The sequence below is a fragment of the Bradyrhizobium sp. 190 genome (genome assembly GCF_023073415.1).
Taxonomy (GTDB): Bacteria; Pseudomonadota; Alphaproteobacteria; order Rhizobiales; family Xanthobacteraceae; genus Bradyrhizobium.
On sequence record NZ_JADPJL010000065.1, the window covers coordinates 371,419 to 393,525 of the forward strand.

The window sequence follows — 22,107 nt, forward strand, 5'->3', positions numbered from 1 at the left end:
CCGCAGCGCCCGAAACCGCTACAGGCACCGACACCTAGCCGCGCTGAGGCGGCTGTCTCGTTGGCAATTGAGGCGGATACGTGACAGGTGTTCCCGCCGTCATCAATTGCCCGCCTTCAATACAGCGGCAGACGAAAAGATCAATGCCGACAGGCATCTTTGGCATTCGCCGAAGGTCTGGGCCGAAGCCTATGGTAAAGCTTTCGGGTGCGCATTTTCGAATCAAATCCCTGCCCGCCTATGACCGTCTGCGGGCGTATACGTCTGCGTGTGTTGGCGTGTATCGCCCTCGCGCTGGGTGTAACGCCGCTCGCGGCGGTCGGCGAAGCGAGGGCGGCCGAAAGCAACGCGCTGGCGATGCACGGCGCACCGGCCCTTCCCCCCGACTTCAAGCATATGCCTTACGCCAACCCCGATGCGCCGAAGGGCGGGCGGCTGGTCTGGGGCCTCCTCGGAACCTTCGACAGCCTCAATCCCCTGATCGTGCGCGGCATCGCCGTTCAGCAGGTCAGGGGCTTTGTGGTCGAGAGCCTGATGGCGCGCGGCAATGACGAGGCTTTCACGCTCTATGGCCTGCTGGCCAAAAGCGTCGAGACCGACGACGCGCGCAGCTATGTCACCTTCCACCTCGACCCCAAAGCGCGCTTCGCCGATGGCAAGCCGGTCACGGCAGAGGACGTGCTGTTTTCGTGGGAGCTGCTGCGCGACAGGGGCCGCCCCAATCACCGCCAGTATTATTCCAAGGTCGCAAAGGCCGAGGCGGTCGACCCGCTCACCGTGCGGTTCGATTTCGGCGGCACCAATGACCGCGAGCTGCCGCTGATCCTCGGCCTGATGCCGGTCCTGCCGCGGCACGCGGTGGATCCCGCAACGTTCGAGGAAACCACAATGACCGGACCGGTCGGGTCCGGCCCCTATCGCGTCACCGCCGTCAAGCCGGGGGCCAGCGTCACGCTGACCCGCAATCCCGATTACTGGGGCCGCGACCTTCCGGTCAATCGCGGCTTGTGGAATTTCGACGAGATCAGGCTCGACTTTTATCGCGAATCCAACGGCCAGTTCGAAGCGTTCAAGCGCAGCCTCTACGATTTTCGCGTCGAGCACGAACCGCTGCGCTGGCACGACGGCTACGATTTTCCGGCGGCCCGCAACGGCGAGGTGATCCGTGATACCATCAAGACCGGGATGCCGCAGCCGTCGGAATTCCTGGTGTTCAACACCCGGCGTCCGGTGTTTTCAGACATCCGCGTGCGGCAGGCGCTGACACTGCTGTTCGATTTCGAGTGGACCAACCGCAATTACTTTTTCGGACTCTACGCGCGCGCCGCGGGCTTCTTTGCAGGGTCCGAACTGTCAGCCTACACCCGTCCCGCCGACGATCGCGAGCGCGAGCTTTTGAAGCCGTTCACTGAGCGCATCCCACCGGATATTCTCGACGGCAGCTACCGCCTGCCCGTCACCGACGGATCGGGGCGCGATCGCACGACGCTGCGCAGCGCGCTCAAATTGCTGTCGGAAGCCGGTTACGATCTCGATGGAGCCGTGTTGCGGCAGCGTTCGACCAGAACGCCGCTCACCTTCGAAATCCTGGTGACGACGCGCGACCAGGAGCGGATCGCGCTGGCCTATCAGCGCGACCTCAAGCGCGCCGGCATCGAAGCCAGCGTTCGCGCGGTCGATCCCGTGCAGTTCGACCAGCGCCGGCTCGCCTACGACTTCGATATGCTGCAGAACCGCTGGGATCAATCGCTGTCCCCCGGGAACGAGCAGTCCTTCTACTTTGGTAGCCAGGCTGCCGACATTCCCGGCACGCGGAATTACATGGGGGCCAAGGAGCCCGCCATCGACGCCCTGATTGCGGCGCTGCTCGAGGCGCACGAGCGCCCGGCTTTCGTCTCCGCGGTGCGGGCGCTCGACCGCGCCCTGATGTCGGGCTTCTACGCTATCCCCGTCTTTAACGTGCGGGAGCAATGGATCGCGCGCTGGAATCGGGTAGAACAGCCTGTAGCGACCTCGCTAACAGGCTATCTGCCGGAAACCTGGTGGCAGAAGCCGGAAGCGAAATGAGTCGCCAACTGTGCAACCCTCATGACAGAGCCGAAGTAACGCCGTGACCCAGCCCACCGCTTCGCCAACGCTCGATACGTTGTTCAAACGGAACCTGGCGCGGCAGCCGGATGCGCTGGCGCTGGTCGATCCCCCGAACAAGCAGCGCATCACCGGCCAGCCGCCGAAGCGTCTTACCTTCGCGCAGGCCGACCGCATGATCTCGTCGCTGGCCGCGCACTTCATCGAGTCCGGCTTGCCGTCCAATTCGGTGATCGCGGTTCAACTGCCCAACACCATCGAATTCGCGCTCACCGTGCTCGCCGCCTTCCGCGCCGGCCTCGTCGTCGCCGTGCTGCCGCTGCTCTGGCGGCAGTCGGAATTGACCATGGCGCTCAACCGCACCGCCGCGCGGGGGATCGTGACCTCGGGCAAGGTCGACGGCGTGGTCTATTCGGACATCGCCATGAACGCCGCCGCCGAAGCGTTCTCGATCCGCCATGTCTGCGGCTTCGGCAGCGACCTGCCCGAAGGCATGGCCTCGCTCGACAACGCAATTTTCCGGGAATCCCTGACCACGCGCGCCGTGATCCAGGATGGCCGCAAGGCGGCGCTGATTTCCTTCGACGTCACCGCGGACGGCTTCCGGCCGGTCCCGCGCGCCCATCTCGGCCTAATTGCCGGCGGCCTTGCGATGTCGCTCGAAAGCGACGTGCCGCAGGGCTCAACCGTCCTGTCGGCCTTCTCGCCGATGTCGTTTGCCGGCCTCGCCTCATCGCTGGCGATCTGGCTCCTGTCGGGCGGAACGCTGGTGCTGCACCACCCGTTCGACGACGAGGCGCTGGAACAACAGATCATCGAACAGGCCTGCGATACGTTGATTGCACCTGCTCAACTGGCGCTGCGGCTGGACGAACTGGACCTCGCGGCGCGGATGCCAAGCCTGCGCAATGTCATCGGCCTGTGGCGCACACCGGAGCAGGTCGGCTCCAGCGCGTGCTGGGCCGCGCAACAGGCGACGCTGACGGATGTCTATCTGTTCGGCGAGGCCGGATTGTTCGGCGCGCGCCGGATCGCGGAGGATGGCTCGCCCGCCCTGATCAAGCCCGGCCTCCACGGCGCGCCGCGCGAATTGCCGGGATCGTCGATCGCGGGCGAGGTCCTGCTGACGCCGCGCGGCACGTTGGGATTGCGCGGGCCGATGGTGCCGGTCGCAGCCTACGCACCGCCTCCGCCGCCGAGCGACTCCCTGATCGCCTCGCCGCCGCGGGACTACGTCGACACGGATTACGCGGCACGGCTCGACCGCGTGACCGGCGCGATCAACATCACTGCGCCGCCGTCCGGCGTCATGGCCGTCGGCGGCTACCGCTTCCTGGCGCAGGACCTGCAGGAATGGGCGCGGCGGCTCGGCCAGGGCGCGCTCTTGACCGCATTGCCGGACCGCCTCAGCGGCCATCGCCTAGCCGGCCGCGCGCTCGACAACGCCCGCGCCCGGGACGCGCTGACAGAACTCGGCCTTAACCCATTGATGGTGGAAGCGTTTCGCGATCGGAACAGCGCGGTCTGAGAGCTTGCGGCAGGGGCGGCGTTGACGCCGCATTAAGCGGGGCGAACTAGACTCGCCGGTTCCAGATGCGCACCTGACCCGAGTTCTAAAGATGTCCCAGCAAGGTCCGATTCTCGTCGTATCGACCGCGAGACGGCCGTCCTTTGCCGCCACGCTCGACATCGGCAGGCTGTTTCCGGTGGTCGAGACCGAGTGGGCGGACGCGGTGCGCGCCGTCGAACAGGTGCAACCGGCCGCCGTGCTGGCTGCAACCGCCGACATCGATGCAGCCGGACTGGCGGAGCTGGCAGCGCGGGTTGCTGCACGCCAGCCTTATCTGCCGCTGATCGCGGTCGACCCGCGGGTCGCACATCCAGACAACGTCATTCCCTTCTTTCAGAGCCAGATCCCACAAACCCAGACCTCGCCAACCCAAACCTTGCAAACTCAAGGCGGCTCCGACCGTCTGGTGGCTCGCTTGCGTGCCGCGCTGCGCGTGCGGTCATTGCATGCGACCGTGATGCGCCGGCTGGAGCCGGCAACGCCGATGGCGCTGTCGCATATCGATCCGGCGCGCGACGCCACCGTGCTGCTGATCGGCCGCGGCGGCGCCTATCCGACGTTGTCGGTCGCGCTTGGAGAGCGCACCGGTGTGGTCGGCGCGCTCTCGATCGAGGCGGCCGCGAAGCATCTCAACGTCAGGGACATCGACGGCATCGTGCTCGGCGAAGGCTTCAGCCCGCGCGTGATCGACGCCTTCCTCACCGTGCTGACGGAGGACGCCCGTTTCCGCAACCTTCCCGTCGTCGTGACGGCAATCGATCTGGCACCTAGCTACGACCTGCCGAACCTCGAGGTCGTCTCCGACGACGCCGCCCAGGTGGTCGCGACGGCGCTGCCGCTGATCCGCCAGCATGCCTTCGAAGCGCATCTGAGCCGCACGCTGAAAGCCATCGACGCCGATGGCCTGATCGACGCGCGGACCGGCCTGCTCACCCCCGAAGCCTTCGAGCGCGATTTTGCCAGCGCCATCTACCAGACGCAGCAACGCGGCGGCGGGTTGTCGGTCGCGCGCTTTGCGTTCGATCCCGAACACTCCCGCGCGCAATTCGACGGCGCGCGGATCATCAGCCGCCTGATGCGGCAAATGGATTTTGGCGCCGCCCAGCAAGACGGCTCGGTTGTCGTGGTCTTTGCCGAAACCGATCTGAAGACGGCACACACCATCGCGCGGCGGCTGTCGAGCGTGATGCGCCATACCAGCCACGGCAACCGCGACACGCGATCGGAGCCGGCCGTCACGGTCGCAACGCTGCTGCCGAGCGATTCCGCAAAGTCGCTGCGGTCGCGGCTCCAGGAAGAGGTGCATCGCGCGGCGTCGTAGTTATTCGCTCCGCCGGCCTGTAGGGTGGGCAAAGGAGCGTTAGCGACGTGCCCACCATCTATCACCGATCGCCTTCGAAATGGTGGGCACGCTACGCTTTGCCCACCCTACGATCTGAACCAATTAGGCCGCCTTCTTGCTCTCCGCGAGATTGGCGAGTTGCCGCAAGATCTCGGTCGTGCCCATCAACCGCTCTTCCGGCGTCTTCCATGTCTGCAGGAACACCACCTTCATGTCGGGTCGCACCTTCGCGGCCTGGCCGTGCTGGCGGATGAAGAACACCAGCCGGTCCGGCTGCGCGAATTTGTTGTCGCGGAACGCGATCACCGCGCCCTTCGGTCCGGCGTCGACCTTCTCGACATTGGCTCTGCGGCAATAGGCCTTGATCGCCGCGACCTTGAAGAGATAGCGCACTTCGTCCGGCAGCACGCCGAAGCGGTCGCGCATTTCGGCGGCGAAATTGTCGATCTCCTCGTCGGTCTCGAGATCGGCCAGCCGCCGGTACAGCGACAGCCGCACCGCGAGGTCGTTGACGTAATCCTCGGGTATCAGCACCGGCATGCCGATGGTGATCTGCGGCGACCAGCGGTCGGCCGCGGGCTCCACCACGCCGGCCTTGAGGTTGAGGATCGCCTCCTCCAGCATCGATTGATAGAGCTCGAAGCCGACTTCCTTGATGTGGCCGGATTGCTCCTCGCCGAGTAGATTGCCGGCGCCGCGGATGTCGAGGTCGTGGGAGGCCAACTGAAAGCCCGCCCCCAGCGTTTCCAGCGACTGCAGCACCTTCAGCCGCCGCTCCGCCTGCGCGGTGATCTTCTGCTGCGCCGGCAACGTGAACAGCGCGTACGCCCGCAACTTGGAGCGCCCCACCCGGCCGCGCAACTGATAGAGCTGCGCCAGCCCGAACATGTCGGCGCGGTGCACGATCAGCGTGTTGGCCGTGGGAATATCGAGCCCGGACTCGATGATCGTGGTCGAAAGCAGGATGTCGTATTTGCCGTCGTAGAACGCCGACATGATGTCTTCGATCACGGTCGGCGGCATCTGGCCGTGCGCGACCGCGACCTTCATCTCCGGCACGTGCTTGTCGAGGAAGTCCTTGACGCCGGCGAGGTCCTCGATCCGCGGCACCACGTAGAACGCCTGCCCGCCGCGGTAGCGTTCGCGCAGCAGCGCCTCGCGGATCATCAGGGGATCGTGCGGCGCCACGAAGGTCCGCACCGCGAGGCGATCGACCGGGGGCGAGGCAATGATCGAGAGGTCACGCACGCCGGTCAGCGCCAGCTGCAGCGTACGCGGGATCGGCGTGGCGCTGAGTGTCAGCACATGTACCTGCGCTCGCAGCTGCTTCAGGCGCTCCTTGTGACTGACGCCAAAATGCTGTTCCTCGTCGACGATCAGAAGACCTAGATCCCTGAACTTGATCGCCTTGCCGAGCAGCGCATGGGTGCCGACCACGATGTCCACATTACCATCGGTCAACCCCTTCTTGACCTGCGTTAGTTCCTTGGCCGGGATCAGGCGCGAGGCCTGCGCGACATTGACCGGAAAGCCGCGGAAGCGTTCGGCAAAGTTCTTGCTGTGCTGCCGCGCCAGGAGCGTGGTCGGCACCACGACGGCGACCTGCTTGCCTTCGAGCGCGACCGCAAACGCCGCGCGCAGCGCCACCTCGGTCTTGCCGAAGCCAACGTCGCCGCAAATCAGCCGGTCCATCGGCCGGCCGCTTTCGAGGTCCTTCAGGGTGGACGTGATGGCCCCTAACTGGTCCTCGGTTTCCTCATACGGGAAGCGTGCGCAGAATTCGTCATAGACATGCGGCTGCACCGGCATTTTCGGCGCTTCATGCAGGTGCCGCTCGGCCGCGATCTTGATCAGTTCGCCGGCAATCTCGCGGATGCGGTTCTTCAGTTTGGCCTTGCGCGCCTGCCACCCGCCGCCGCCCAGCCTGTCCAGTTCGACATTGGCGTGGTCGGAGCCGTAGCGTGACAGCAGTTCGATGTTTTCGACCGGCAGGAACAGTTTTGTTTCGGCGGCATAATGCAGTTCGAGACAATCATGCGGCGCGCCGCCGACCTCGATGGTCTGCAATCCGACGAAGCGTCCGATGCCGTGCTCGACGTGGACCACGAGATCGCCGGTGGAAAGGCTCGTGACTTCGGAGATGAAGTTGTCGAGCTTGCGGCTCGATTTGCGCGGCCGCACCAGGCGATCGCCGAGGATGTCCTGCTCGCTGATGACGGCGAATTCATCGGTCTCGAAACCGCTCTCCATGCCGACAACCGCCAGCATGGCCTCGTTGCGCGGCGTCGCCTGCACCGTGCGCCAGGCGTTGACGCTGGTGAGATTGGCGAGCTTGTGGTCGCGCAGCATGCTGCCCATGCGGTCGCGGGAGCCTTCGCTCCAAAGCGTGATCACCACCTTCTTGCGCTGCGCCTGCAACGCCAGCACGTGCGCCACCACGGCTTCGAACACGTTGACCGAACCGTCGGCGCGCTCGGGCGTGAAGTTCCGGCCCTGCCGCGCGCCGGCGTCGAACACGTCAGCGCTGTCTTCAGGCACCGCAAATGGCGTCAGCCGAGCCAGTGCGGCCTCGCTGAGCCGTGTCGTCCACTCGGTTTCCGTCAAGTAGAGCCGGTCCGCCGGCAAAGGCTTGTAGATCGCGCCGGAGCCCGGATGTTCCAGCGCCTCGCGCCTAGCTTCGTAATAGTCCGCGATCTGCTTGAAGCGCTCGCGGGCGGCGTCTTCGCCCTGCGGCTCGATCGCGACCGGCGCGCTGTCGAGATAGTCGAACAGCGTATCCATCCGCTCCTGGAACAGCGGCAGCCAATGCTCCATGCCGGGATGGCGGCGGCCCTCGCTGACGGCTTCATAGAGCAGATCGTCACGCTGCGGCGCGCCGAAGGTCGCGACATAGCCCATGCGAAAGCGGCGGATGGTTTCGGTGACGAGCTGGAATTCCGAGACCGGAACCAGATCGAGCGCGCGCATGTCGAGCAGCGTTCGCTGGGATTCCGCATCGAAGGTACGGATCGATTCCAGGCTGTCGCCGAAGAAGTCGAACCGCACGGGTTGGTCGAGACCGGCCGGAAACAGATCGAGAATACCGCCGCGCACGGCATATTCGCCGGGCTCGCGCACGGTCGAGGAGCGGTTGTAGCCATTGTGCTCCAGCCAGGCGACGATGGAATCCATCGGCACGACATGGCCGGGCGCCACCGACAGCGCCTGCGCCGCCACCACCTCGCGCGCCGGCACGCGCTGCACGATGGCGTTGACGGTGGTGAGCACGATCAGCGGCTTGTCGCTGCCCGTAAGGCGCGACAGCCGCGCCAGCGTGGTCAGGCGCTGCGCTAGGATACCGCCATGCGGCGACACCCGGTCATAGGGCTGGCAGTCCCAGGCCGGAAACTGCATCACCGGTAAATCGGGGGCGAAAAATTCCAGCGCCCGCGCGAGCTGCTGCATCCGCGGACCGTCGCGGCAGACCACAGCAAGGCTCACCGCCGGCGGTTTTGGTCGTGCCGCCACCGCACGGGCAAGATCGGATACGACCAGCCCCTCGGCGCCTTCGGCAACGTTGGCAAAGGTCAGCGCACGGCTGGGAGCGAGCAGCGCAGCAGGCGATTTGACAGGCGACTTCATGCGTCGTGATCCACGGCGCGAAACGCCTTGATGCGGTCGAACAGCGCGGTCGCATATTCCGGATCGAGCGGCGTGTCGCCGATCACCGCGGCATAGAGATCGGGATCGGGCACCTCGATCAGGCGTTCGAGTTCGGCCAGTTCGTCATCGCGCATGCCCGATATCTCGGCATCCGCAAAGCGGCCGAGGATGAGATCCATCTCGCGGGTACCGCGATGCCAGCAGCGGAACAAAAGCCGCTTGCGGCGGTCGTCGAGGCCACCGCTCGATCGTGTCGTACCCGTCATTGTCCCATTCCATTTCGAACGCCAAAAGCCCGGACGTGCCGGGCGGGGTTGATATAGCGACAGGGATCGCCAATGTCAGCCCTTGTTGTCTGCATTGTCTGCGCAAATGCTCGTCATGGCCGGGGCATAGCCGTCCGAAGCACGGCGTCGCTTCCGCTCACCTATGCCCGGCCATCCACGTCTTGTCTCGGCATCAGACGAAAAAAGGCGTGGATGCCCGGGACAAGCCCGGGCATGACGGTTGAAAATGGATTTAGGTCTTTCTCGATGCGCCCTACCCTGCTCAATCCGCTGTTTGCACCGGTCACGACCCTTCCCGGCGTCGGGCCGAAGCAGGACAAGCTGTTGCGCTATCTGCTGGGGCGCGATGAGACGCCGCGGCTGGTCGATCTGCTGCTGCATTTGCCGGCGAGCGTGATCGACCGCCGCGCGCGACCCAAGATCAGCGAGGCGGTGCAGGGAACCGTGGTGACGCTGGAGGTCACTGTAGACCGTCACCGGCCGCCGCCGCCGCGCAATTCCCGCGCGCCGTACCTCGTCTATGCCTCAGACGATACCGGCGACGTGGTGCTGACGTTCTTCCGCGCCAAGCCCGGCTATGTCGAAAAGCTGCTGCCGGTCGGCGAGAAGCGCTACGTTTCCGGCACGCTGCAGACGTACGACGGCATCCCGCAGATCGTGCATCCCGATCGCGTCGTGGACGAGGCGGGATTTGCGAAACTCAGCGGCATCGACCCCGTTTATCCCCTGACCGAAGGTCTGGCGCTGGGTTCGCTGCGCCGCGCGATCGCGCAGGCGCTGCTAAAGCTGCCGGAATTACCCGAGTGGATCAGCCCGGAAGTCATTCGGCGCTGCAGCTTTCCGCCGATCAGCCAAGCGCTGAACCGCGTGCATGTGCCGCTCGAACTCACCGACATCCTGCCCGATGGCTCGTTCTGGTCGCGCCTTGCATTTGACGAACTCCTGGCCGGCCAACTGGCGCTGGCCCTGGTGCGCGCGCAGTTGCGGCGGCCGGCGGGCGACCGCAACGCGGGCGACGGTCACCTGCGCCACAAGATCATCGACGCCCTGCCCTATGCGCTGACGTCCTCACAACGCGAGGCGGTCGCCGCCATCGCCGAGGATCTGCGCCAGCCGGTGCGGATGCTGCGGCTGCTGCAGGGCGACGTCGGGTCCGGCAAGACGGTCGTGGCGCTGCTCGCCGCGGCTGCGGTCACGGAGGTCGGCAAGCAGGCCGCGCTGATGGCGCCGACCGAAATCCTCGCCCGCCAGCATATCAAGACCATCGCGCCGCTGGCCGAACGCGCCGGCCTGCGCGTGGCGATCCTGACCGGCCGCGAGAAGGGCAAGGAGCGCCGCGAAATTTTGGCGCGGCTGGAAGCGGGCGAGATCGATTTCCTGGTCGGCACCCACGCGCTGATCCAGGACGACGTGATCTTCAAGGCGCTGGCGCTCGCCGTGGTCGACGAGCAGCATCGCTTCGGCGTGCGCGAACGGCTCGCGCTCACCAACAAGGGCGACGCGGTCGATGTGCTGGTCCTGAGCGCGACGCCGATCCCCCGCACGCTGGTGCTCACATACTTTGGCGACATGGACGTCTCCGAGCTGCGCGAGAAGCCCGCCGGCCGCCAGCCGATCGAAACCCGCACCATATCGATGAGCCGCCTCGACGAGGTGACGGATGGCGTCGGCCGCGCGCTGCAGGCCGGCAAGCTGGTCTACTGGATCTGCCCGCTGGTGGAGGAATCGGAAGCCGAAGGTGCCGAGCATCTCACCAACGCGACAGAACGGTTTGAAAAGCTGCGGCAACGCTTCGGCGACAAGGTTGGTCTCGTCCACGGGCAGATGAAGGGTACGGACAAGGACCGCGTGATGGCGCAATTCGGCGCCCACGAGATCGGCCTCCTGGTGGCGACCACGGTGGTCGAGGTCGGCGTCGACGTCCCCGCCGCGACCATCATGGTGATCGAGAACGCCGAGCGCTTCGGGCTCGCGCAATTGCACCAGTTGCGCGGCCGGATCGGGCGCGGCTCGGAGGCGTCTACCTGCCTGCTGCTCTACAGGGAGCCGCTCGGCGAAATGTCGAAGGCGCGGCTGAAGGTGATCCGCGAGACCACCGACGGCTTTCGGATCGCCGAGGAGGACCTGAAGCTGCGCGGCGAAGGCGACGTGCTCGGCATCCGCCAGAGCGGCCTGCCCGGTTATCGCATCGCCCGCTCCGACGTGCACGCCCAACTGATCACGCAAGCGCGTGATGAGGCGCTTCGCATCATGAAGGACAATCCCAAGCTCAAGGGCGAGCGCGGCGAGGCGCTGCGCTGTTTGCTTTACCTATATGAGCGCGACGAAGCCGTGCCACTGATCGGTGCGGGATAAGTCTTGATTGCATCAACCACGGAAATGCGAAGCCGGTAGTGGTCGGTGCCATCGACGATCTTGTCCAGTAGCGCCTCCAGCGCCCAGAATTTTTCGTGGATATCGAAGGTGACGGCACGGCTGTCGGTGCAGGAAAACGTGCCGAGACGCTGGTGGTAGAGCTTTGCGAGCTTCGGATAGCCCATCGGTTCGGCCATCGCCGACAGCGCGAGGTAGACGGAAAGCTCGTCCGCCAGTGCCGGATGGCTGGCGTACTCGATCATCAGCCACTTGTAGAGATCGGGATGAAAGTTCGTGAACACGCCGGTGAACCCGCGCGAACCGGCTTTCATCGCCTCAAATGCAATCGCCGCGTTGGCATTGACGATGGCAAGCGGCGTGCCCCGGGTCAGCGCCACCCGGCGTTTCACGGTTTCGAGGTCGCAGGATACGTCCTTGAGGATGACGAAGCGGCCGGTGCCCGCGCAGAACGTCAGTTCGTCGTCGGTCAGGAGCCGCCGATAGGGCGCCGGGCACTCATAGAGGCCGAGGGGCATTTGCTTCGGCAGCCGGTCGAGGAGCCAGGTCAGATCGTCGATGAACTTGCTGCCGCCTTCCCGCCTGGCGTCGAGACGGTTGGTGACGAGCACCATGCCATCAACCCCGGTGGCGGCAATCGCGGTCAGTTCGGCAAGCTGGTCTTCCAGGCTCTCGCTGATGTGGCCGGAAGCGATGACAGGCACGCGGCCGGCGGCGGCTTGTCTGACGAAGGCGGCGAGTTCAACCCGTTCTTCCAGGCTGAGATACTGCATCTCGCTGGACTGGCAGACTGCAAACAGCGCGTCCGAACCGTTGGCGATGTACCATTCCACCAGCCGGCCGAGGCCCGGATAGTCGATCTGGCCGTTCGCAGTGAACGGCGTGATCATCACGGGAATGATGCCTTCGATTTTTTTGGTCATGTTTCGGCCTGTCTATTCGTCATTGCGAGCGCAGCGAAGCACTCCATCTTTCCGTGCATGATGTGGCAATGGATTGCTTCGCGGAGCCTGTCATCGGGCGCGCATTCGCGCGACCCGTTGGCTCGCAATTGACGGCGGAGGAGCGCCGCGCGAGCCCTACTCCACCTTCACCTTTGCCGGAGCCGGCTGCAGCGCAGCCGAATTGGCCACGCGCGCCGCGTTCGCCATGCCGGCCAGCGCGGCATTGCGTTTCTGCGGATCGGAGCCGGGCTGCACCACGCCCGCCGACATGATCAGGGTCGCGGCGTCTTCGGTGCTCATGTCGACTTCGACGATCTTGCTCTTCGGCACGTAGAAGAAGAAGCCGGTGGTCGGGTTCGGCGCGCAGGGCAGGAACACCGAGATATGCTCCTCCTGGCCCGGCAATACGGCCGCGATGTTCACGCTCGGCGACTGCGATATCAGGACGATCGACCACATCCCCGGCGAGGGAAATTCGACCAGGCCGACCTTGCGAAAGCTCGATCCCTTGCCCGAGAACAGCGTCTCGAACACCTGCTTGAGGCCGCGATAGATCGCGCGCACCACCGGCATGCGGCCGAGCAGGCGCTCGCCGAGATCGACCAGCGTCCGTCCGATCAGGTTGGCGGTGAGGAAACCGAGCAGCGTCAGCGCAACCACCGCGACGATCAGGCCCGAACCGGGCAACCCGAACGGCAGGTAGGTTTCGGGACGGTAGACCGTCGGAACGAACGGGCGGACGAGATTGTCGACCCAGTTCACGAACCACCAGGTCAAATAGAGCGTGATCGCGACCGGTCCTGCGACAATCAGTCCGGTCAGAAAATAGTTCCGGAAACGGGCCATCAGCCCGGGAGGGTGCGCGTCCGGCAGGAGTTCCTCCGGGGGCGCGGTCGGGGGCAGTTCTTCGCGGTTCATCGTGGTTCCAGGTCGGAGCAGCCGGCTTGACCCCAGCTAAGCCATCCTAGCAGGTTTTTGAAGGGCCAACGTGACAGCCGATGGTCTTGACTATTCGACTGTTACCGATTTGGCGAGATTTCGCGGCTGATCGACGTCGGTCCCCATCACCACGGCGGTATGATAGGCCAGCAGTTGCACCGGAACGGCATAGACCATCGGGGTGAACGCCGACGCCATGTCGGGCAGCACGATGGTGACCAGCGATTCGATGGTGGCTTCCGCCGCTCCCTTGGCGTCGGTCATCAGGATGATGTTGCCGCCGCGGGCCGCGACTTCCTGCATGTTGGAGACGGTCTTCTCGAACACCCGGTCGAACGGCGCAATCACCACGACCGGCATGTTCTCGTCGATCAGCGCGATCGGTCCGTGCTTGAGTTCACCAGCGGCATAGCCCTCGGCGTGAATGTAGGAAATTTCCTTCAGCTTCAGCGCGCCCTCCAGCGCCAGCGGATAGCTGGTGCCGCGGCCGAGATAGAGCACGTCCTTTGATTTCGAGATGTCGCGCGCCAGCTTCTCGATCTGCGGCTCGATAGTCAGCGCCGCCGCCATCAGGCGCGGAATCTCGACGAGGCCGTGGACGAGTTTTGTCTCGTCCTCATCCGACAATTCGCCGCGCGCCTTGCCGGCGGCGACCGCGAGCGCGGCCAGCACCATCAACTGGCAGGTGAAGGCCTTGGTCGAGGCGACGCCGATTTCGGGACCGGCCAGCGTCTGCAGCACGGTTTCGCTTTCGCGCGCAATCGTCGAGGTCGGCACGTTCACGACAGATACGGTGTGGACGCCCTCGGCCTTGGCGTAGCGCAGCGCGGCCAGCGTATCGGCGGTCTCGCCGGATTGCGAAATGAAGATCGCAAGATCGCCCTTGCGCAAGGGAGCTTCGCGGTAGCGGAATTCGGAGGCGACATCGACTTCGACCGGTAGGCGTGCGAACCGCTCGAACCAGTATTTGGCGACGTAGCCGGCGTAGCTCGCGGTGCCGCAGGCCGTGATCGCAATGCGCTGGATGTCCTTGAAGTCGAACGGCAGCTTGACCGGCAACGTGACGCGCTCGCTCGCCATGTCGACGTAGCGCGCCAGGGTGTGGCCGACCACTTCCGGCTGCTCGTGGATTTCCTTGGCCATGAAGTGGCGGTAGTTCGCCTTGTCGACCAGCGAGGTCGAGGCGCTGTGCTTGACCGCGTCGCGGCGAACGATCGCGTTGTTCTTGTCGTAGATGGTGGCGCCCTTGTGCGTCAGCACCACCCAGTCGCCGTCTTCGAGATAGCTGATCGTATCGGTGAACGGCCCGAGCGCGATCGCATCCGAACCCAGATACATTTCGCCGTCGCCATGACCGATCGCCAGCGGCGGGCCGTTGCGCGCGCCGATCATCAGATCGTCGTCGCCGGCGAAGATGAACCCGAGCGCGAACGCGCCGCGCAACTCCGACAGCGCCGCCCTCACCGCCTCGACCGGCTTGATGCCCTGCTGCAGCAGGCTGTCGACCAGGTGCAGAACGATCTCGGTATCGGTTTCGGTCTTGAAGACCGTTCCCTTTTTCTCGAGCGCCTCGCGCAACTCGCGGAAATTCTCGATGATGCCGTTGTGAACCACGGCGACGCGGTCGGTCGCATGCGGATGCGCGTTGTTCTCGGTCGGCTTGCCGTGGGTTGCCCAGCGGGTGTGCCCGATCCCGGTGTGGCCCTTGAGCGGTTCTGCAACCAGCCGCTTTTCGAGGTTCTTCAGCTTGCCCTCGGCGCGGCGGCGTTCGAGATGACCGCCTTCCAGCGTGGCGACGCCTGCGGAATCATAGCCGCGATATTCAAGCCGCTTGAGTGAATCGACCAACAGCTCCGCGACCGGAGCTTTCCCAAGAATGCCGACAATGCCGCACATGCGGTTCAATATCCCCAAATCGACGAAGCGCGTCGCAACCCGCGACACTCTTAACGAAATTCGCTGTCTTACAGATACTCAATAATTATTGCGGATTGAGACAGCCTTAAGTGAAAAGCTTAATGGGTAGCCAAACCGGGTATTAGTCTTACCGTGTCTCCAGTTCCTCATGGTGAGGAGCGCGAAGCGCGTCTCGAACCATGCGGCCCGACTGTGGCCTCCATCCTTCGAGACGCCCGCTACGCGGGCTCCTCAGGATGAGGGTTTGACAGTTATGACGCAGATAAGATTAGCCGTCACGCTCGCCAGGGCCTACGAAATGCGGGTCCGCGATCTCGCGGCATGACCTGCCCGAGCTTTGACCTTGGTTCCCCCGAAGAGAGGGAGCAGGGAATGCCGGGTGCTCGCTGCACCCGCGGTCTCGTGTGCAATGGGTAGAAGGAAACGCACACGAGCATACAGGTTCAGCGGAAGCAATCCGGCATTCCCTGCGCAATGGCTTTACGACTTACTTCGTGCTCTTCCCGGCGACGAATTCCTCTTGTCACCGTCACCAGCGGATTGAGATTTGTCTTAAGCCCGGTCGGGCCGACGCGTCTCCGCTGGCTTGACATCAGCAACGGATGCCAGAACCACACGACTTCGCCGTACGCAGCGCCCTCTACCTTCACTCCGATCGGCGAGATGCCGGCCGAAGTTCTGGCGAAGGCCTTGAAACGCCGGTCGTCTGCGCAAACGTAAGATCACTCACGGGAGAACCCGCCCTGCGACCACGATCGCGCCCGACGCCGCTGCGTCCACCGCATCCAACCCCGCGTCCGTGACGATCGCGATACGCCCCTCGTGCCGGGGTGGACGGGCGAGGTGATAGCGGTGATTTGGCCTGAGGCGAAAGCGGTTTATTTTTTCGGATGAGGCTGGACGGGTAGCATCAGATTGATCTCGTTCAACAAATCGCGCTGAACGCGCAGAGCAAATCAGTTGGCTCGCCGAGCACTGTCACCGGAATAGTCTGGTCGTGACAAGGAGCACTCGGGTGGCGATGGCGGTCGCTGGCGCGGCCCATCCAGCCAAGCCAGTCGTGGTCGATGTGAAGACTAGTTCCCGTGCACAGCGGAGTGCATTCGGGCAACCCACATCTGAATACAACCAACGCAAGTATACTCGGCGACTGACCCGTGATATGCTTCGACGCATGGGTTCATGTACAGTGAAGATGTACCCCATGACCAGCTCTCCCAACATCAACGCCGAAAGATACGTGGAAGCTGCGACTGCTTCGATTTTCGAGCATTATCTCGGAGAGTACGGAGCAAAGATTGCAAATTGCCTCGCCGATGCGAATAGAGATATGCCTCCCATCGTGCGCGCGTTGATCGGCGATAGTTCTTATCGTCCGCAGGCTGCTGATAGGCAGATTTCGTGGGGCGTCACTCGACGTGATAACAAGCTAAAGGTGGCTCTGTTGGTCGAGAAGGCACACAGCCATGCAGCAGAGATTGCCGACCGTATCGGGGCGGCATATCCAGGATCTGTTGTTCAATTGACTGCGGCCAGGGCTCACTCCTCTGCGCCGCAAGCGAAGGTGCATCGGGCATGGAGCTTGGCGCCGGGAAGCTCGATCGGACATACAGAAGGATTCCCGGGCTCGATTGGCTGCCTGGTGAGGAGTTTAGAGGACGGTGAGGATTGGCCTGGCCTAGTCAGTGCGTCTCATGTTCTCAGTAAAAGCAATCGAGCGAAATCGGGTGACGCGATTCTTGTCCCGGGCCATCCAGACGGCCCACGGATCAGCAACCACCAGTGCGGATCTCTAGCACGGTTTCTGATTCTGCCCGATTATGATCAGGATCTGCTCGAATCGAACTATCTTTGCTGTACTGACGCAGCCCTAGTCAAATTCGAGCGACAAAAAAACTGCCGGCATACGCTCCCAGAAGCCACGTACGTTCCAGACCCTAAGAATCCAGACAAGCTGATGGCCGTTTGTGAGGTCATTGGAGGTGATGTTGTCGCTGAACGATTGGGTGAGCGAGTCTACAAGATGGGAAGAACGACAGGACTGACCGATGGCATCCTGGATCTTGTAGGTGTGCAGCGACAAATCATCCTTATTTCCGGCAAGGAATATGTGTACACGAATGTGCTCGGCGTTAGGCAGGCTCCGGGCCGCGACAAACCTTTTAGCCAACCAGGCGACAGCGGGTCCCTCGTGTACACGCACGACGGAAAAGGGATCGGACTAATCATCGGTGGAAGTGAAAGCATCTCTTGGCTGTCACCGCTCGATGCTTGCCTCACCGAGCTGAACGTGAAGCTTCTGAGTTGAATATGAGAATGGGCTAAGCGCATGAGCGTGTCTTGGCTTCGTGATCGCTTGATGGCGCAAATTGCGCGGATTCTTTGGTTTCTGAATTGTCTACGTCTGGCGCAGCACGATAAGCTTGTTTGTCATTTTAGTTGACCCGAGAACTTCAAAGACGGGCTACCAGCCAACTTCGAGGGGGTGTGACGTGCTCGTCCGAGCGGTCGTCACTGTAGCTCATGTAGTGGAGGTCTGGATGCTATGCGGGAAATCGACTCATTGAACGACAATCAGGCAATTGAAGCCCTGCAGATTGTCATGCGGCGTTGGATGGAGCGCTCGGGCCTAGAGGCCCTCGTAATCTGGCAAGGGATAGAGCGTGCAAGTGCGGCGGGCCCTCCAATTGACGCCTGGGTCCTTGATCCCAATGCCGATCCGATCCAAGCGGCCGCAGCCGCCCGAAAGGTGCTAAGGACATTTGTGGAGGACGGCCACCTCCGGACGTTCGATTTCGCTGCTTTGACCAAAGACGGAATAAACGACATCTCCCTTGCGCGCGGCCAAGTCGTCGACCCGATGTCTGTTGCCGTCGTAGGTACCTTGGCAATCGCCTTGGTCCTGGCGGCGCGGATCAAGCGGATGAATGCGAGCGGAATAGAATTCTACGAGGGGCTTCCGCCGGGATTGGAGAAGATTCTGAAGGTAGTGTCCGCTAATGTGTCTTAGCAGGTAGCCCGCATGAGCGCCGCGATAGGCGCGGATGACCACAACCCCGGATATCGCTGCGCTCATCCGGCTACGCTTGCTAAGAGCTTGCAACCTCAAACGCCTGTTCACCCGGTCTTTCTTCGAGTTGAGGCTTCGGTCCCGTCGTAAGTGTTGGCTTCGACCGGCTAAGGCCCGCAGCGCGCAGAGTGGCATTGTTCCGCATCCAAGCGTCGTTGACGAGGTCTTGCCATTGAATGACTTCAATCGAACCCCGATACTGGTTCTTGAGCGGTCGAATGCGCCCCTGTCCGTTCGCAGTCGTCTCCCAATTCGACAACTGCTGGATCAAGTCGCCGCGGATATCGGCCACTACATAACAGTAAAAAATGCAATCTGGCGCAACGCGGACACGAGCTTTATCAAAGGCTTCGATCTCTCCCCCTTGTAGTTGCGCGAGATACTTCGTTATTTGGTTTTCGATTTGATCTTCCGCCTTCTTGTAAGAAGTACGACCCGGCTTTTTGAATTCGACAATCATCATGGTGCGTAGCGGCTCGGAGACATTGACCGAGTCTTGATTGTCCGACTCTGCAACCCCTAAACCGTAAGCCAAGTCCCAAACAAGAAGGTCCGGACGATCGGCTGACCCTCCATTTGCAAGTATGTCGTCGAGACGTTTGTCTGAGGAAAATGCGCGCGTGAATGCCAACCTTTCATCGACGATCCATAGCTCGTGTGCACGGCTCTTGATTTCCTTGGGATCATCTCCTCGAATTCCCATCGGGCAGATGAAGGAGTGCAGCGTCTTTTCAAGATGATGGTCGTCGTCTTTGCCCTCGCGAGCGCGAATGCGCTTTATCAGCTTCTCCAAAAGCTCGAGGGCGAGTTTGCGGCGAGCAACATGTTGCGCCAAAGCAAGCTGCTCGGATGCATGAATATTCTTTGCGGCCTCGATCACTGCATCGCTGAAATTTGCAGGAACATCCTCATGGTCGAGAGTTGCGATCAGCGCTTGTATTTCTTCCTGCCGGTCTTCTTCCCGTCGAATTTGATACTTTACCAAGCCTGCTGCAAACTCCTCCGGAGTGGTCGCGTGAAACGGCACCCTCTTGAGTTGGGTCTCATCATCGTCAAAGCCAAAGGTCGGATATCGAGAAATGAAGGATTGATAGCTCTTCTCACGATCTTTAGCGTAAGCCTTCACCTGCGCAGGCAGGAGAGACTCGCGAACCTTTTCCATGCAGCCACGGGTGATCTGATTTAGGAGCTTTTCGGGCAAATTGAACGCCGTACGCCCCTCGTTCACGCGCGCATCCAGATACTCGCCGGATACACATCCATGGAAGACCAAGTCGGGAGCAGAATCGCGTTGGAGGTTTGTGACGCCGAGCAGATTATCGACCTTCCGCGTTTCAACAGTTCGGCCGTTCGCTAGAAGGTGCAGTTGATGCTTACCATCAAGGCCAGTACTGGCTTCGGCGCGACACGTGAAACCGATGATCGACAAGTTCCCGAAGCCCTTGAGTTCGAAAGGGCCTGTCTCAAGGGGCGTCCCTATCGTGAGATCGGCGATCGCCTGCGGATAAACAACATACTCATCGTCGAGGTGGACCGTGATGCTGGGACCATTGCCCATCAAGAAATCAGCGATGAAATGTGCACTGAAATAGCGGAGGAAGGTGTCAGCCCGTTTCGGAAAGGTTTCGGCATATTCCTCCGTGCGCAGCCCGCGGAGGGTGACCGTTGTGCCGACCTGGGCACCTGTTACCGGCTCATTATCCGCACTCGGCCTGATTTGCTCGTTGTTGTCCAACACGAAGAAGAACTGGCGCCGCACTAGTTCCTTTTTGAATTCGTAGACGCTTTCGACAACGATTTCCCTGAACGCGTCCAACCAAAACAGTCGACCGACACCCTTTCCGCCTTTGGCTCTCTTGAAATCCGTGTCGATAGTGCAGAACGCGTCGTATCTCCGCGCATCGAGACCAATGCCATTATCGGCTACCACGATCTCAATCAGGTATGGGTCAGCCAGGTTTCTGACCCGTATCGAAATTCGACCGTTCTTAATGTTTTTCCCGAACCGATCCTCGACCGCATAGACCGAATTGCTGACTGCCTCAAACAGCGGCTGCAGCCCTTGGGTCGCATTCGAAGGTTTGGGGAGCTTCCGAACTCGGTTTTCAATGTTTGGAATAAGTGTGGGCACGGCAGAATCCCGAAGATATGAAAAGCTCACCATGCCTGTCACAGGTTGTATTGTAAACACCGCCTGACACGGTGGTTGCCGGCACAACAGCGGTGGCGGGACCGCACAAAGTCGATCCCCCACTGAGCAAGTCTTTCAAGCTCTGCGCCTACCCCTCTTTCTCCGCCTTCGCCCGCATCTTCATCTCGCGGTAGCGCGCCGCGCCGCCCTCGCGGTTGCTCTACGGGCTGCGTTCCACCGCCATCGCATCATCAGGCACGTCCTTGGTGATGACGTAGCCCGAGCCGATATACGCTCCGTTGCCGATTTTCACCGGCGCCACCAGCGAGGAGTTGGTGCCGACGAAAGCACCTCGCCGATCAGCGTCTTGTGCTTGGAGAAGCCGTCATAGTTGCAGGTAATGGTGCCGGCGCCGAGATTGGTGTTGGCGCCGACATGGGCGTCGCCAACATAGGAGAGATGGTTGACCTTGGCGCCCGCCTCTAACGTCGCGGCCTTAGTCTCGACAAAGCGCCCGAGCTTCGCCGTCGCCAAGCGAGGCACCCGGGCGCATGCGCGCAGCGATATGCGGGGGTAAACCACAATCCCGGAGTCGCTGCGCTCATCCAGGCTGCGCTTGCATGGATTGAGCTTCCGGCCAAGGTCCGCTTTTGGACTCACAGCGCACATTCAAGTTCCGCCTGTCTCATATCTGCCGCACTCGCTCGAACGTGACCGCCCCTGCCGCACTGTCGGCGCATTCGGACATTCATGCTCACGGCGCGGCTGAGGGGGGCGTGGCTGACTGCCCTGCTTTCTCTAACGTAAGAGGAAAACGTACTGTGAAGAAGATCGTGATTGTAGCGGGTGCGACGCTTGCCCTGGTGACTGCGGCTGGTGCTGCCGACATCCCGCGCAGAGAGCCCGTCTATCAGACGGCCCAGATCGGCAAGATGCCGATTGGCAAGACCCCAATCGGGAAGACCCCGGTCGGCAAGACGCCCGTCGCACCGCGGCCCTATGCGCGATATTGATTCAGATCCTCGTTGATTCTGAGCCTTATCGTCGACAGTTGAAGGGCGAACCGTGGCAATCAGGCCGAAGAGATCAGGACTATGCTTAGCTGCGGGACTCGCTGTCCTGCTCCAGTGCGTAATCCATCCAGCTTCGGCACGCGAGATTGACATTCTCGCTGGCCTGGAACGTCTCATTTCCCCCAAACAGGAAGTCGACAAGCGCGCCGCCAACGCGAACGCGCTTGTTTCCCGTGAGGCGTTCACTGAATCGAAACCGGCGCCACAGTCGACCCGAAAGCCGGCATCGGGATCAGCAAAGGGCCCGTACTACGTCGATTTCAGAGCCAGAACGGCGGCGAGCTGGGGACATGCTTTCGTCTGGTTCGGGAAGACAAGCGAGCGAGCCGTTGAAGTCGCGGGCCTTACCCCTGCCGGAGACAACGTACCTTATGTGCTCGGTCATCTGATCTGGGTGCCGTCCGAGACCAAGGCAAGCTATGGCGATCTGGATCCGCAGTACCTGACCGCCAGCTACCGCGTTTACTTGAGTGAGCCGGACGCAAAAAGAGTTTTCGCATACATCAAGAAATTGCAGGCGAGTTCACCGGTCTGGAACGCCGAAACAACCAACTGCACCGCGTTCATCGGCAGCATCGCAGAGTTCATGGGATTGAAAGTCCCTCATCGCTGGCAGCGTCCTGAGAACTATGTCAACAATCTCAAGGCGATGAATGACGGGCGCCAGATGATCCGCCTGTCGTCAGAGCAATAGCTCGGGTCTCCGTGCCCCGGACGCAGCGCAGCACGCA

Annotated in this window: 14 protein-coding genes and 1 pseudogene; 8 read left to right on the forward strand and 7 right to left on the reverse strand. The window is 62.3% G+C overall.

Annotated elements, in window-relative coordinates; all coding sequences use genetic code 11:
• Positions 1–240 precede the first annotated feature (240 nt).
• From IVB22_RS33705 to IVB22_RS33715, 3 genes are all read left to right on the forward strand, one after another.
• On the forward strand, positions 241–2,067 hold the full coding sequence (locus IVB22_RS33705) for an extracellular solute-binding protein (RefSeq protein WP_247521584.1): 1,827 nt from the start codon (positions 241–243) through the stop codon (positions 2,065–2,067).
• 43 nt (positions 2,068–2,110) lie between these two features.
• Positions 2,111–3,616, forward strand: coding sequence for a class I adenylate-forming enzyme family protein (locus IVB22_RS33710; RefSeq protein ID WP_247521463.1), 1,506 nt, complete (start codon positions 2,111–2,113; stop codon positions 3,614–3,616).
• A 91-nt stretch (positions 3,617–3,707) separates the two neighbouring features.
• On the forward strand, positions 3,708–4,979 hold the full coding sequence (locus IVB22_RS33715; RefSeq protein WP_247521464.1) for a GGDEF domain-containing protein: 1,272 nt from the start codon (positions 3,708–3,710) through the stop codon (positions 4,977–4,979).
• 123 nt (positions 4,980–5,102) lie between these two features.
• On the opposite strand, the gene mfd is transcribed toward IVB22_RS33715, so the two are convergent.
• Positions 5,103–8,621: a transcription-repair coupling factor gene (gene mfd / locus IVB22_RS33720; protein ID WP_247521465.1), complete on the reverse strand. Its 3,519-nt coding sequence runs from the start codon at positions 8,619–8,621 to the stop codon at positions 5,103–5,105.
• Entirely contained in the window at positions 8,618–8,908 is a 291-nt protein-coding gene (locus IVB22_RS33725; RefSeq protein WP_108515769.1) for a succinate dehydrogenase assembly factor 2, read from the reverse strand. Before IVB22_RS33725 ends, mfd begins: the two co-directional genes overlap by 4 nt.
• Positions 8,909–9,175: 267 nt before the next feature.
• On the opposite strand from IVB22_RS33725, the gene recG reads away from it, so the two are divergent.
• Positions 9,176–11,284 (forward strand): ATP-dependent DNA helicase RecG, encoded by a 2,109-nt coding sequence (gene recG, locus IVB22_RS33730; protein WP_247521466.1) that lies wholly within the window; start codon positions 9,176–9,178, stop codon positions 11,282–11,284.
• Here the strand turns inward: recG and IVB22_RS33735 are convergent.
• The 3 genes from IVB22_RS33735 to glmS all read right to left on the reverse strand — a co-directional run bounded on the left by IVB22_RS33735 (position 11,236) and on the right by glmS (position 15,081).
• The gene (locus tag IVB22_RS33735) at positions 11,236–12,225 is read right to left on the reverse strand and encodes a dihydrodipicolinate synthase family protein (RefSeq protein WP_247521467.1); all 990 of its coding nucleotides are present in this window, start codon (positions 12,223–12,225) and stop codon (positions 11,236–11,238) included. The genes recG and IVB22_RS33735 overlap by 49 nt on opposite strands.
• A 156-nt stretch (positions 12,226–12,381) precedes the next feature.
• Positions 12,382–13,164, reverse strand: coding sequence for a DUF502 domain-containing protein (locus IVB22_RS33740; protein ID WP_247521468.1), 783 nt, complete (start codon positions 13,162–13,164; stop codon positions 12,382–12,384).
• A 90-nt stretch (positions 13,165–13,254) separates the two neighbouring features.
• The gene (gene glmS, locus IVB22_RS33745) at positions 13,255–15,081 is read right to left on the reverse strand and encodes a glutamine--fructose-6-phosphate transaminase (isomerizing) (RefSeq protein WP_247521469.1); all 1,827 of its coding nucleotides are present in this window, start codon (positions 15,079–15,081) and stop codon (positions 13,255–13,257) included.
• A 1,225-nt stretch (positions 15,082–16,306) separates the two neighbouring features.
• Here glmS and IVB22_RS33750 point away from each other — a divergent pair.
• Together IVB22_RS33750 and IVB22_RS33755 are read left to right on the forward strand one after the other, a co-directional pair.
• On the forward strand, positions 16,307–17,410 hold the full coding sequence (locus IVB22_RS33750; RefSeq protein ID WP_247521470.1) for a hypothetical protein: 1,104 nt from the start codon (positions 16,307–16,309) through the stop codon (positions 17,408–17,410).
• Positions 17,411–17,665: 255 nt separating this feature from the next.
• Complete coding sequence (locus IVB22_RS33755; RefSeq protein WP_247521471.1) at positions 17,666–18,112, forward strand: hypothetical protein; 447 nt, start codon at positions 17,666–17,668, stop codon at positions 18,110–18,112.
• Positions 18,113–18,191: 79 nt separating this feature from the next.
• On the opposite strand, the gene IVB22_RS33760 is transcribed toward IVB22_RS33755, so the two are convergent.
• The gene (locus IVB22_RS33760) at positions 18,192–20,303 is read right to left on the reverse strand and encodes an ATP-binding protein (RefSeq protein WP_247521472.1); all 2,112 of its coding nucleotides are present in this window, start codon (positions 20,301–20,303) and stop codon (positions 18,192–18,194) included.
• Between the two features lie 148 nt (positions 20,304–20,451).
• Positions 20,452–20,862: pseudogene (locus tag IVB22_RS33765) on the reverse strand (DapH/DapD/GlmU-related protein); the annotation flags it as partial.
• A 262-nt stretch (positions 20,863–21,124) separates the two neighbouring features.
• Between IVB22_RS33765 and IVB22_RS33770 the strand changes: the two are divergent.
• Positions 21,125–21,316 carry a hypothetical protein gene (locus tag IVB22_RS33770; RefSeq protein ID WP_247521473.1) on the forward strand — a complete coding sequence of 64 codons (192 nt, stop codon included), beginning with the start codon at positions 21,125–21,127 and terminating at the stop codon, positions 21,314–21,316.
• Between the two features lie 52 nt (positions 21,317–21,368).
• Positions 21,369–22,070 (forward strand): hypothetical protein, encoded by a 702-nt coding sequence (locus IVB22_RS33775; protein WP_247521474.1) that lies wholly within the window; start codon positions 21,369–21,371, stop codon positions 22,068–22,070.
• The last annotated feature ends 37 nt before the right edge of the window (positions 22,071–22,107 follow it).